The 12,760-nt window shown below is 68.7% G+C and carries 14 protein-coding genes; 10 read left to right on the top strand and 4 right to left on the bottom strand.

Annotated features, from left to right (window positions below):
* From G3N96_RS34255 to fghA, 3 genes are all read left to right on the top strand, one after another.
* The coding region (locus G3N96_RS34255) for a hypothetical protein (protein ID WP_206139945.1) at window positions 1-298 on the top strand (298 nt) is incomplete at its 5' end.
* 51 nt (window positions 299-349) lie between these two features.
* On the top strand, window positions 350-1,456 hold the full coding sequence (locus G3N96_RS34250) for an S-(hydroxymethyl)glutathione dehydrogenase/class III alcohol dehydrogenase (protein WP_011353045.1): 1,107 nt from the start codon (window positions 350-352) through the stop codon (window positions 1,454-1,456).
* A gap of 16 nt (window positions 1,457-1,472) precedes the next feature.
* On the top strand, window positions 1,473-2,321 hold the full coding sequence (gene fghA, locus G3N96_RS34245) for an S-formylglutathione hydrolase (RefSeq protein ID WP_206139944.1): 849 nt from the start codon (window positions 1,473-1,475) through the stop codon (window positions 2,319-2,321).
* Window positions 2,322-2,447: 126 nt separating this feature from the next.
* Here the strand turns inward: fghA and G3N96_RS34240 are convergent, their stop codons facing one another.
* From G3N96_RS34240 to G3N96_RS34225, 4 genes are read right to left on the bottom strand one after another with little or no spacing between them, the layout of a single operon-like run.
* On the bottom strand, window positions 2,448-3,230 hold the full coding sequence (locus tag G3N96_RS34240; protein WP_206139943.1) for a metal ABC transporter permease: 783 nt from the start codon (window positions 3,228-3,230) through the stop codon (window positions 2,448-2,450).
* Window positions 3,223-4,113: an ABC transporter ATP-binding protein gene (locus tag G3N96_RS34235; protein WP_089456836.1), complete on the bottom strand. Its 891-nt coding sequence runs from the start codon at window positions 4,111-4,113 to the stop codon at window positions 3,223-3,225. Before G3N96_RS34235 ends, G3N96_RS34240 begins: the two co-directional genes overlap by 8 nt.
* Before the next feature lie 15 nt (window positions 4,114-4,128).
* Complete coding sequence (locus G3N96_RS34230) at window positions 4,129-5,043, bottom strand: zinc ABC transporter substrate-binding protein (RefSeq protein WP_206139942.1); 915 nt, start codon at window positions 5,041-5,043, stop codon at window positions 4,129-4,131.
* 46 nt (window positions 5,044-5,089) lie between these two features.
* Window positions 5,090-5,551, bottom strand: coding sequence for a Fur family transcriptional regulator (locus G3N96_RS34225; RefSeq protein ID WP_011353040.1), 462 nt, complete (start codon window positions 5,549-5,551; stop codon window positions 5,090-5,092).
* A 328-nt stretch (window positions 5,552-5,879) separates the two neighbouring features.
* Here G3N96_RS34225 and G3N96_RS34220 point away from each other — a divergent pair, with 328 nt between their 5' ends.
* From G3N96_RS34220 to G3N96_RS34190, 7 genes are all read left to right on the top strand, one after another.
* Complete coding sequence (locus G3N96_RS34220) at window positions 5,880-6,656, top strand: L-iditol 2-dehydrogenase (RefSeq protein WP_059531491.1); 777 nt, start codon at window positions 5,880-5,882, stop codon at window positions 6,654-6,656.
* A gap of 94 nt (window positions 6,657-6,750) precedes the next feature.
* A complete protein-coding gene (locus G3N96_RS34215; protein ID WP_206139941.1) occupies window positions 6,751-7,707 on the top strand; it encodes a sugar kinase in 957 nt (318 codons plus the stop codon).
* Complete coding sequence (locus tag G3N96_RS34210) at window positions 7,695-9,053, top strand: D-tagatose-bisphosphate aldolase, class II, non-catalytic subunit (RefSeq protein ID WP_206139940.1); 1,359 nt, start codon at window positions 7,695-7,697, stop codon at window positions 9,051-9,053. Before G3N96_RS34215 ends, G3N96_RS34210 begins: the two co-directional genes overlap by 13 nt.
* Window positions 9,054-9,111: 58 nt before the next feature.
* Window positions 9,112-10,437 carry a sugar ABC transporter substrate-binding protein gene (locus G3N96_RS34205; RefSeq protein WP_124580905.1) on the top strand — a complete coding sequence of 442 codons (1,326 nt, stop codon included), beginning with the start codon at window positions 9,112-9,114 and terminating at the stop codon, window positions 10,435-10,437.
* 99 nt (window positions 10,438-10,536) lie between these two features.
* A complete protein-coding gene (locus G3N96_RS34200) occupies window positions 10,537-11,490 on the top strand; it encodes a sugar ABC transporter permease (RefSeq protein ID WP_046544533.1) in 954 nt (317 codons plus the stop codon).
* The gene (locus G3N96_RS34195; protein ID WP_089440899.1) at window positions 11,487-12,338 is read left to right on the top strand and encodes a carbohydrate ABC transporter permease; all 852 of its coding nucleotides are present in this window, start codon (window positions 11,487-11,489) and stop codon (window positions 12,336-12,338) included. Before G3N96_RS34200 ends, G3N96_RS34195 begins: the two co-directional genes overlap by 4 nt.
* Window positions 12,335-12,760 (top strand): HAD family hydrolase (locus G3N96_RS34190; RefSeq protein ID WP_346778926.1); only part of this gene is annotated, 426 nt, incomplete at its 3' end. The genes G3N96_RS34195 and G3N96_RS34190, both read left to right, overlap by 4 nt.

Raw genomic sequence — 12,760 nt, 5'->3', positions numbered from 1 at the left:
CGCTGGCCGCGCGCCACGCACGCTTCATCGATCTGTATGCGCGAACGGATGCATGGTTCACGACGGGCGTTTAAACTCGAACACTTGTTCTTTTGCGTCAGCGATGACGCATCGTGGCAAGCCGGCGACCGTTTCCCGCACGCGATGCGCGGCCGGACCGGCCATCATGGCGAGCACGAGATTCTTTCGCCGCGCCGTGCGCGATGCCGCGCGGCACGGCTTCGACCGCTTTGCCTGGAACCCGGTGCGAAGCATGGAACCGGCATCGGTGCTCGCGCACCCGCGCCGGCCGACATGAGCGCTGACGCGCCGAACCGGGCCGACCTCACACACAGACAGGAGTCACACGATGAAGACGAAAGCAGCGATTGCATGGAAGGCGGGCGCGCCGCTGACGATCGAGGAAGTCGATCTGGAAGGGCCGCGCGCCGGCGAAGTGCTGATCGAGGTGAAGGCGACGGGCATCTGTCACACCGACTACTACACGCTGTCGGGCGCCGATCCGGAAGGGATCTTCCCGGCGATCCTCGGCCATGAAGGCGCGGGCGTCGTGGTCGACGTCGGCCCCGGCGTCGGCACCCTGCGCAAGGGCGACCACGTGATTCCGCTCTACACGCCGGAATGCCGCGAGTGCAAGTTCTGCCTGTCGCGCAAGACCAACCTGTGCCAGAAGATCCGCGCGACGCAGGGCAAGGGCCTGATGCCCGACGCGACGTCGCGCTTCTCGCTCGACGGCAAGCCGCTGTTCCACTACATGGGCACGTCCACGTTCTCGAACTACATCGTCGTGCCGGAGATCGCGGTCGCGAAGGTGCGTGAAGACGCGCCGTTCGACAAGATCTGCTACATCGGCTGCGGCGTGACGACGGGCGTCGGCGCGGTCGTGTACTCGGCGAAGGTCGAGGCGGGCGCGAACGTCGTCGTGTTCGGCCTCGGCGGCATCGGCCTGAACGTGATCCAGGGCGCGAAGATGGTCGGCGCGGACAAGATCATCGGCGTCGACATCAACCCGAAGCGCGTCGAGCTCGCGAAGAAGTTCGGGATGACGCACTTCATCAACCCGAACGAAGTCGAGAACGTGGTCGACCACATCGTGCAGCTCACCGACGGCGGCGCGGACTACTCGTTCGAATGCGTGGGCAACGTGAAGCTGATGCGCCAGGCGCTCGAGTGCACGCACAAGGGCTGGGGCCAGTCGTTCATCATCGGCGTGGCGGCAGCCGGCGAGGAAATCAGCACGCGTCCGTTCCAGCTCGTGACGGGCCGCGAATGGAAGGGTTCGGCGTTCGGCGGCGCGCGCGGCCGCACCGACGTGCCGAAGATCGTCGACTGGTACATGGAAGGCAAGATCAACATCGACGACCTGATCACCCACACGCTGCCGCTCGAGCGGATCAACGAAGGCTTCGACCTGATGAAGGCCGGCGAGTCGATTCGCTCGGTCGTGCTGTACTGACCGGGAGCGCACCGCGATGCTCGAACTCGTTTCCTCGCATGCGTGCCACAGCGGCGAGCAGCGTTTCTACCGTCACGATTCGTCGGCCATCGGCCTGCCGATGAAGTTCTCGGTGTACCTGCCGCCGCAGGCCGCGCACGGCCGCGTGCCGGCGCTGTTCTATCTCGCGGGGCTCACGTGCACCGACGAGACGTTCGCGATCAAGGCCGGCGCGCAGCAATACGCGGCGCAGCACGGCCTCGCGCTCGTGATGCCCGACACGAGCCCGCGCGGCGCGGGTGTGCCGGGCGAGACCGACGCATGGGACTTCGGCGTCGGCGCGGGCTTCTACGTCGATGCGACCGAGGCGCCGTGGTCCGCGCATTACCGGATGGAGTCGTACGTGACGGGCGAGCTGCGCGCGCTCGTCGCGGCCGAGCTGCCGATCGACGGCGCGCGGTTGGGGATCTTCGGCCACTCGATGGGCGGGCATGGTGCGCTGACGCTCGCGTTGCGCCATCCGGGCCTGTACCGGTCGGTGTCGGCGTTCGCGCCGATCGCCGCGCCGACGCGCTGCCCGTGGGGCGAGAAGGCGTTCTCGGGTTATCTGGGCGCCGATCGCGAAGCGTGGAAGGCGCACGACGCGAGCGAACTCGTCGCGCGGGCCGATGCGCCGAAGTTCGCGGACGGCATCCTCGTCGATCAGGGCCTCGCCGACCAGTTCCTCGCGAACCAGCTGAACCCCGACGTGTTCGAAGCCGCGTGCGCGAAGGCCGGCCAGCCGCTGACGCTGCGCCGCCATCCGGGCTACGACCACGGCTACTACTTCATCTCGACGTTCATCGCCGATCACATTGCGCATCACGCGCGCGTGCTCGCACAATGAGCGGGAAGGGAAGCAGGTAACGCATACGGCGCGTCGCGATCGCGGGCGCATAAAAAAACGCCGGCGCTGCCCTCGGGCACGCCGGCGTTTTTTATTTCCTTCGGGTGGCGATCCGCCTGGCGGTGCTCAGTGGCGCCGCAACAGGCTCGCGCCGTACACGAGCGCCGACAGCGCGGTGATCCAGAAGCTCGTCGGCCAGTCGGTGTGATACGCGAGCACGATGCCGAGCCACGCTTCGAACAACGCGAACAGCGCGGCGAGCAGCACGCCGGTCGACAGCCGGGTCGTCACGTTCTGCGCGGCGGCGGCCGGCCCGACCAGCAGCGTGAATACCAGCAGCACGCCGACGATCTGCGTCGCCGCGGCCACCGCGAGCGCGCACACCGCGAGGAACAGCATCGACACCGTGCGCAGCGACACGCCCTTGGCTTCGGCCAGTTCGGGCTGCAACGACGCGAACAGCAGCGGCCGTGCGATCAGCGCGAGCGCGAGCAGGCTCACCGCGCCGATGCCGGCGAGCACCGCGAGCGTGTCGTGGCTGACCGCGAGCACGTTGCCGAACAGCAGTGCGGTGACCTGCGTCGCGAACGACGTATAGAAATGCAGGAACAGCAGGCCGAAGCCGAGCGCACCGGACAGGATCACGCCGATCGCGACGTCGCGATCGGCGAGCTTCTCGCCGAGCGCGCCCATCCCGATGCCGGCCGCGAGCGTGAAGCCGACCATCCCCCAGATCGGCGAGATGCCGAGCAGCACCGCGCCCGTCGCGCCGGTGAAACCGACGTGCGACAGCGCATGGCCGGCGAAGGTCTGCCCGCGCAGCACCAGGAAGTAGCCGACGATGCCCGCGAGCACCGCGACGATCCCCGACGCCGCGAAGGCGTTGATCATGAAGTCGTATTCAAACATCGTGCGAATGCCCGGGATGAGCGTGTCCGTGGTGGTGATGGCCGTGGCCGCCGCCACCGCCGTGCGAATGACCGTCGTCGTCCTCGTGTTCGTGATCGTGCTTCTCGATCTCGACGTCGCCCGACATCACGAAGATCTTGCCGTTCACGCGCATCACGTCGATCGGTGAACCGTAGAGCCGCGACAGCACCGGCTTCGTGATCACCTCGTCGACGGTGCCGAGCGCGGCAACGCCGTTGCCGAGATACAGCACACGGTCGAGTGCGTTCAGCAGCGGATTCAGTTCGTGCGCGGAGAACAGCACGGTGATGCCGAGTTCGCGCTGCACGTTGCGCACGAGTTCGACGACGCCGCGCTGGTGATTCGGGTCGAGGCTGATCAGCGGCTCGTCGAGCAGCAGCAGCTTCGGGTTGCCGAGCAGGCATTGCGCGAGCAGCAGGCGCTGCCGCTCGCCGCCGGACAGTTCCGACAGCGGCCGGCGCGCGAGCGTCGGGCCGCCGACGAGGTCGAGCACGCGGTCGACGTCGCGGCGCGTCGCCGCGTTCGTGTGCGGCAGCCCCCAGCGGTGGCCGTCGGCGGCCATCGCGACGAAGTCGTAGCCGCGCATCCGGCGGTTCGCGAGGCCGCTGCGGATCTGCGGCATGTAGCCGATCGACGCGTTGCCGCGCACGACCGGCACGCCGCCGACGGACAGCGTGCCGGCCGACACGGGTACGAGGCCGAGCACCGCGCGCATCAGCGTCGTCTTGCCCGCACCGTTCGGCCCGAGCACGCCGACGAATTCGCCGGGTTCGATCGAGAAGCTGACGTCGCGCAGGATCGTGCGTCCGCCCAGTTCGAGCGTGACGCGATCGACGGCGAGTGCGTGAGGAGTGGCGGTCATGTCGTGACGGAGGGTTTATTTCTTGCCGGCGGCCAGCGCGGCCGAGAGCGCGTCGAGCTGGCCGGCCATCCATTGCTGGAAGGTCTTGCCGGCCGGCTGCGTCTCGGTGACGCTGACGGTCGGCACGCCGCCGTCGCGGGCGATCTTCAGCATGCGCTTGGTCATCGGTTCTTCAGCCTGGCTGTTGTAGATCAGCACGCGCACCTGCTTCTTGCGCAGGTCGTTCTCGAATGCGGCGACGTCCTGTGCGCTCGCCTCGGTGTCGTTCATCGTCGCGAGCTGGAAGCGCTGGTTGCGCATGTCGAGGCCGATCGCGTCGGACATGTAGCCGAACACGGGCTCGGTGGCCGTGACCGGCGCGCCCTTGTACTGCGTACGCAGCGCGGCGACCTTGTCGTCGACGGGCTTCAGCGTTGCGATGAACTTCTGCAGGTTCGCGTCGTATTCGGCCTTGTTCGCCGGGTCGGCGCGGCCGAGCTCGGCGGCGATCGCGCGCGCGGCGGCCGGCATCGTCGCCGGGTCGTACCACAGGTGCGGGTTGTCGCCGGCCTTCTTGCCGACCAGATCGGCGACGACGATCGTCGCGCGCTTCGCCTGTTTCGACGCGCCGAGCAGCTTGCTCATCCACGGATCGTAGTTGGCGCCGTTGTAGATCACGACCTGCGCGTGCTGGAGCGCGCGGGCGGTCTTCGGGCTCGCTTCGAACAGGTGCGGATCCTGATCCGGATTGCTGAGGATGCTCGTCACCGCGACGTGGCTGCCGCCGATCTGCGACGCGACGTCGCCGTAGAAATTCTCGGCGGCCACGATGTTGACGGTCGCGGCCTGCGCGAACGCGGGCGCCGCGAGCGACAGCGCGGCGACGGCGGCGGCGAGCCAGCGGACAGGCGACAGGGCACGCCGCGGCGCGCGCTTCAGGGCAATGGACATGGAACTCCTCGTTGGAAGGGGCGGCGCGTGCGCCGCGCGAGATGCGTCAGCGTTGCACGGGCTTGTGCTTGCAGTGTCCGCACAGGCCGCTCAGCTCGACGACCTGGTGGTGGACTTCGAACCCGTGTGCGGGCTCGCTCGCGGACAACTGCTTCGCGAGGTCGCCGCCGGGAATCTCGACGGTGTCGCCGCACGAGTCGCAGATCAGGAACTGGCCTTCGTGCGGCACGCCGATTTCGCAGCACGCGAAGAACGCGTTCTTCGATTCGATCCGGTGGATGAAGCCGTGCTCGACGAGGAAATCCAGCGCGCGATAGACGGTCGTGGGCGGCACGCGGCCGCGCTGCGGCTCGAGTTCGGCGAGCAGGTCGTACGCGCCGATCGGGCGCTGCGCGGCCAGCACGCGTTCGTAGACCTGGCGGCGCAGCGGTGTCCACGCGAGCCCGTGCTCGGCGGCGAATGCGTCGGCCCGGGACAGCCGGGCGTCAATGGACGATGAGGTAGCCATGGCATGAAGCAGGGCGTGAAACAAAGTATGGCGATGATATAACGTATCGCCGCGCCGTGCAGCGCGAATTCCCATTTCCGTCCTCGCTCCGTCCCCTTCATCGCCGATCCGACCGCGCCGCACCGTGCGCGCCGCGCCTTGCCGGGCGTGCGCGGCGGGTCGCCACGGTGCGCCCTTGTGCCGCAGCGCGTCATAGAAAGCCGTCACGTCGCCTTGACAGCGCGAATCGCGTATCCGATCATTCGATCACTAACAGAGCAATTGATCGGTTGGCGAGCGTTCGCTCACCTCGCGGCCGTCGACAAGCAGAACGAACCGGAGACAGCCAGTGAGACTGGAAGACAAGGTCGCGATCCTGACGGGCGCCGCAAGCGGCATCGGCGAGGCGGTCGCGCAACGCTATCTGGACGAGGGCGCGCGCTGCGTGCTCGTCGACCTGAAGCCGGCAGGCGGCTCGCTCGCGCGGCTCATCGAGGCGAACCCCGGCCGCGCGGTGGCCGTCACCGCCGACGTCACGCGCCGCGACGACATCGAGCGCATCGTCGCCACGGCGGTCGAGCGCTTCGGCGGCGTCGACATCCTGTTCAACAACGCGGCGCTGTTCGACATGCGGCCGATCCTCGACGAATCGTGGGACGTGTTCGACCGGCTGTTCGCGGTCAACGTGAAAGGGCTGTTCTTCCTGATGCAGGCGGTCGCGCAGCGGATGGTCGAGCAGGGCCGTGGCGGCAAGATCGTCAACATGTCGTCGCAGGCCGGGCGTCGTGGCGAGGCGCTCGTTTCGCACTACTGCGCGACCAAGGCCGCGGTGATCAGCTACACGCAGTCGGCCGCGCTCGCGCTCGCGCCGCACCGGATCAACGTGAACGGCATCGCGCCGGGCGTCGTCGACACGCCGATGTGGGAGCAGGTCGATGCACTGTTCGCGCGCTACGAGAACCGGCCGCTGGGTGAAAAGAAGCGGCTCGTCGGCGAAGCCGTGCCGCTCGGCCGCATGGGCGTGCCCGGCGACCTGACGGGGGCCGCGCTGTTCCTCGCGTCGTCCGATGCCGACTACATCACCGCCCAGACGCTGAACGTCGACGGCGGCAACTGGATGAGCTGATGGCGCCGCTCGCACGCGCCACCCACCGGCCGGCCAGCGATGCAGCAGCGTCGCTGTGCATCGCGGCCGCCGTCGAACGAGGAGGGCTCGCCTGATGGCCGAGATCGTCGTGGCCGGCGAACTGCTCGCCGAATTCGTCGCCGCCGAGCGCGGCCAGGGTTTCGATGCGCCGGGCCTGTTCGAGGGGCCGTTCCCGAGCGGTGCGCCGGCGATCTTCGCCGACCAGGCCGCGCGGCTCGGCGCGAGCGTCGCGTATGCGGGCTGCGTCGGTCGCGATGCATTCGGCGACGCGATCGTCGCGCGGCTCGAACGCGACGGTGTCGACGTCGCGCGCATCCGCCGCGTCGCGCGCCCGACCGGCACCGCGTTCGTCGCGTATCGCGACGACGGTTCGCGCAGTTTCGTGTACACGTTGTCGACCCGCGCGGCCGCGTGTGTCGATGCGTCTGATGTCGATGCCGCGATGTTCGACGGTTGCCGCTATTTCCACGTGATGGGCTCGTCGCTGACGAGCGAGTCGGCGATCGCGGCCGTGCAGCGCGGCGTGATCGAGGCCGCGCGCGCCGGCGCGAAGGTGTCGTTCGATCCGAACGTGCGGCCCGAAATGCTGAGCTTTCGCCCGATGCGCGCGGCACTCGACGCGATGCTCGCCGCGTGCCATCTGTTCCTGCCGAGCGAAGCCGACCTGCCGTTCTTCTGCGGGCCGCAGCCGGCCGAGCGCGCGATCGCGGGCCTGCTCGCGACACATCCGCTGCTCGAGCGGGTCGTGCTGAAACGCGGCGCGCAAGGCAGCGTCGCGTTCGATCGCGCGCACCGTGCGCAAGCGCCGGCGTTCCAGGTCGACGAAGTCGATCCGACCGGCGCAGGCGACTGCTTCGGCGGCACGCTGGTCGCGAGCCTCGTCGCCGGCGTGCCGATCGAGGTTGCGCTGCGCCGCGCGAACGCGGCCGGGGCGATCGCGGTCACGCGGCGCGGCCCGATGGAGGGCAACACCAGCGCGGCCGATATCGACCGTTTCCTGACCGAACGAGGTATCGCATGTCCGGCCTGACGACCTTCGCCGAACGTTCGCGCCCCGCGCACGCGGACGCCGTGCTGCGGATGATCTTCGACGCGAACCGCGCGGACGCGCAGCGCGGCATCTATGCGGTCTGCAGCGCGCACCGGCTCGTGCTGGAGGCCGCGTGCGAAGCGGCGCGCGCGGACGGCTCGCCGCTGCTGATCGAGGCGACCTGCAACCAGGTGAACCATCTGGGCGGCTATACGGGCATGACGCCCGCCGATTTCCGCCGCGACGTCGACGCGATCGCGCAGCGTTGCGGGCTGCCGCCGTCGGCGCTGGTGCTCGGCGGCGACCATCTCGGCCCGAACCCGTGGCGGCATCGTCGCGCGGCAGATGCGATGCGCGAAGCGAGGGCGATGGTCGCCGCGTACGTCGAAGCCGGCTTCGAAAAGATCCACCTCGATGCGAGCATGGCGTGCGCGGACGATCCGGCGCGGCTCGACGATCGCACGATCGCCGCGCGTGCGGCCGAGCTGTGCCGCGCGGCGGAAGACGCGGCGGCGCGCGCCGGTTTCGCGCCCGTCTACGTGATCGGCACCGAGGTGCCGACACCGGGCGGCGAAGTCAGCGGCAGCGGCGACGATGGCGACGCCGCGATCGCGCAGATCGCGGTCACGCGCAGCGACAGCATCGCGGCGACGCTCGACGCGCACCGCCACGCGTTCGCGGCGGCCGGGCTCGACGACGCGTGGACGCGCGTCGTCGCGATCGTCGCGCAGCCGGGCGTCGACTTCGACGATCGCCACGTGCTTGATTACGACAGCGCCAAGGCGGCGTCGCTCGGCGCGAGTATCCTGCAGACACCGGGCCTCGTGTTCGAGGCGCATTCGACCGACTACCAGACCGAGGGCGCGCTCGCCGCGCTCGTGCGCGACCACTTCGCGGTGCTGAAGGTCGGCCCTGCGCTGACGTTCGCGCTGCGCGAGGCGCTGTTCGCGCTGACCTTCATCGAGGACGCGCTGATCGACGACGTCGCGCAGCGCTCGCGGTTGCGCGACGTCGTCGACGCCGCGATGCGCGCGCAGCCCGAGCACTGGGCGCCGTACTACCGCGGCGACGAGACCGAGCAGCGGCTCGCGCGCCAGTTCAGCTATAGCGACCGGATCCGCTACTACTGGCTGCAGCCGGCCGTCGCGGCCGCGGTCGAGCAACTGTTCGACAACCTCGCGCGGCAGCCGGTGCCGGAAACGCTCGTCGCGCAGTGGTTGCCGGACGTGTACGCGGCCTGCCGCGCGGGCGGCCTCGCGAAAGCGCCGCGCGCGTGGGTGCGCCACCGGATACGCGACGTGATCGCGCACTATGCGCGCGCGTGCGGAATGCAGCGGCCGGCGTGACGGGCCGCGAAGGAAACGCAGTACCGACGACACTTCGAACAAACACAGGAGACATGCCATGCAACGAAAGATGCTCGACGCCGCCGCACGCTGCTTCGCCGGAGCCGCGCTCGCGACGGCGGCCTGCGCCGCGTCCGCCGGCACGGTGACGATCGCGACGCTGAACAACCCGGACATGATCGAGTTGAAGAAGCTGTCGCCGGCGTTCGAGAAGGCGAACCCGGACATCAAGCTGAACTGGGTGATCCTCGAGGAGAACGTGCTGCGCCAGCGCGCGACGACCGACATCACGACCGGCAGCGGCCAGTTCGACGTGATGGCGATCGGCACCTACGAGGCGCCGCAGTGGGGCAAGCGCGGCTGGCTCGCGCCGATGACGGGCCTGCCCGCCGACTACGACCTGAACGACATCGTGAAGACCGCGCGCGACAGCCTGTCGTACAACGGCCAGCTGTACGCGCTGCCGTTCTACGTCGAGAGCTCGATGACGTTCTACCGCAAGGACCTGTTCGCGGCGAAGGGGCTGAAGATGCCCGACCAGCCGACCTACGACCAGATCGCCGAATTCGCGGACAAGCTCACCGACAAGGCGAAGGGCACCTACGGGATCTGCCTGCGCGGCAAGGCCGGGTGGGGCGAGAACATGGCGTACGTGTCGACGGTCGTGAACACGTTCGGCGGGCGCTGGTTCGACGAGAACTGGAATGCGCAGTTGACGTCGCCCGAGTGGAAGAAGGCGATCACGTTCTACGTGAACCTGCTGAAGAAGGACGGCCCGCCGGGAGCGAGCTCGAACGGCTTCAACGAGAACCTGACCCTCACCGCATCGGGCAAGTGCGCGATGTGGATCGATGCGACGGTCGCGGCCGGGATGCTCTATAACAAACAGCAGTCGCAGGTGGCCGACAAGATCGGCTTCGCGGCTGCGCCGGTCGCCACGACGCCGAAGGGTTCGCACTGGCTGTGGGCGTGGGCGCTGGCCGTGCCGAAGACGTCGAAGCAGCAGGACGCCGCGCGCAAGTTCATCGCGTGGGCGACGTCGAAGCAGTACATCGAGATGGTCGGCAAGGACGAAGGCTGGGCGTCGGTGCCGCCGGGCACGCGCACCTCGACCTATCAGCGCCCCGAGTACAAGGCTGCCGCGCCGTTCTCGGACTTCGTGCTGAAGGCGATCGAGACGGCCGACCCGAACGATCCGTCGCTGAAGAAGGTGCCGTACACGGGCGTGCAGTACGTCGGGATTCCTGAATTCCAGTCGTTCGGCACGGTGGTCGGCCAGTCGATCGCCGGTGCGGTGGCCGGCCAGATGACGGTCGACCAGGCGCTTGCCGCCGGGCAGGCCGCCGCCGACCGCGCGGTGCGGCAGGCCGGCTACAAGAAGTAACGCGGCCCGCACCGTGCGCGGTGGCGCACGGTGCGCGTCGTCGAAGCTGACAGGCGGGCAGGCCTTCGCGCCCGCGCATCAACCGGAGGGACTCCGATCATGCGTCACCTGCGTCTTCCCCTGAGCCACGCTCACGCGCCGTCGGTCGGCGACGCGTCGTCGCCGCCCGGCGCGCCGCGCCGCGCGCGCGGCGGCGCGAGCTGGCTCGTCTCGCCGTCCGTCGCGGTGCTGCTGCTGTGGATGTCGATTCCGCTCGCGATGACGATCTGGTATTCGTTCTCGCGCTACAACCTGCTGAACCCGGACGTGAAGGGCTTCGCCGGGCTCGACAACTACCGCTTCCTCGCGACCGATCCGTCGTTCCTGCCCGCGATCTGGCACACGCTCGTGCTGATCGGCGCGGTGCTCGCGATCACGGTGATCGGCGGCGTGCTGATGTCGGTGCTGTTCGACCGCAAGTTCTACGGGCAGGGCGTCGCACGCCTGCTCGCGATCGCGCCGTTCTTCGTGATGCCGACGGTGTCCGCGCTGATCTGGAAGAACATGATCCTGCACCCGGTGTACGGGCTCGTCGCGAACGCGATGCGCGCGCTCGGGATGACGCCGATCGACTGGTTCGCCGACTACCCGCTCACCGCCGTGATCATCATCGTCGCGTGGCAGTGGCTGCCGTTCGCGTTCCTGATCCTGTTCACCGCGATCCAGTCGCTCGACCAGGAGCAGAAGGAAGCGGCGCGCATCGACGGCGCGGGCCCGATCGCGATGTTCTTCTACATCACGCTGCCGCACCTGAAGCGGGCGATCGCCGTGGTCGTGATGATGGAGACGATCTTCCTGCTGTCGATCTTCGCGGAGATCTACACGACGACCGGCGGCGGCCCCGGCAATGCGACGACCAACCTGTCCTACCTGATCTACGCGCTCGGCCTGCAGCAGTTCGACGTCGGCCTCGCGTCCGCGGGCGGGATCATTGCCGTCGTGGTTGCGAACGTCGTGTCGTTCTTCCTCGTGCGGATGCTCGCGCGCAACCTGAAGGGAGAGTACGAGAAATGAGCGACCTGACCTTCGAGGGCCGGCGCGTGCCGGCCGTGTTCGACCTCGTGCGGCGCGCGCTGCCCGGCACCCTCGCGTGGCTGATCGCGCTGCTGCTGTTCTTCCCGATCTTCTGGATGGCGATCACCGCGTTCAAGACCGAGCAGCAGGCGTATGCGTCGTCGCTGTTCTTCATCCCGACGCTCGACAGCTTCCGCGAGGTGTTCGCGCGCAGCAACTACTTCGCGTTCGCGTGGAACTCGGTGCTGATCTCGGCGGGCGTCACGGTGATCTCGCTGCTGTTCGCGGTGCCGGCCGCGTACGCGATGGCGTTCTTCCCGAACCATCGCACGCAGAAGGTGCTGCTGTGGATGCTGTCGACCAAGATGATGCCGTCGGTCGGCGTGCTCGTGCCGATCTACCTGCTGTGGAAGAACGCGGGGCTGCTCGATACCGTATCTGGCCTCGTGATCGTCTACACGCTGATCAACCTGCCGATCGCGGTGTGGATGACCTTCACGTACTTCAACGAGATCCCGAAGGACATCCTCGAGGCCGGGCGCATCGACGGCGCGTCGACGTGGCAGGAGATCGTCTACCTGCTGATGCCGATGGCGCTGCCGGGGCTCGCGTCCACCGCGCTGCTGCTCGTGATCCTGTCGTGGAACGAGGCGTTCTGGAGCATCAACCTGTCGAGCTCGAACGCGGCGCCGCTGACCGTGTTCATCGCGTCGTACTCGAGCCCCGAGGGGCTGTTCTGGGCGAAGCTGTCCGCGGCGTCGCTGCTCGCGGTCGCGCCGATCCTGATCGTCGGCTGGCTGTCGCAGAAGCAGCTCGTGCGCGGGCTCACGTTCGGAGCCGTCAAATGACCGCGACGAACGTCCTGATCTGCGATTGCGACGGCGTGCTGATCGACAGCGAGGCGGTGGCGGCCGACGTGCTCGTGCGCGAACTCGATGCCCGCTGGCCGGGCGCGGATGCGCGGCCGGCCGTGATGCCGCTGCTCGGGCTGCGCATCGAGCGCGTGCTGGCCGGCGCGAGCGACGCGCTCGGCCGCACGCTGTCGAACGACGACGTCGTCGAGATCCGCGCCGCGGTCGAGGCGGCGGCCGTCAAGGCGCCGATGGTCGACGGCATCGATACGGCGCTGGCCGCGATTGAACTGACGACGGCCTGCGCGAGCAACAGCTACCGCGCGTACGTCGAGGCGGCGCTGGCGCGCACGGGCCTCGCGCGCTTCTTCGGCGACCGGCTGTTCTGCGCGGACGCCGTCGCGCGGCCGAAGCCGGCG

The organism is Burkholderia sp. Se-20373 (assembly GCF_017104705.1).
Lineage (GTDB): Bacteria > Pseudomonadota > Gammaproteobacteria > Burkholderiales > Burkholderiaceae > Burkholderia.
This window is presented reverse-complemented; position numbering and strand designations above follow the sequence as displayed.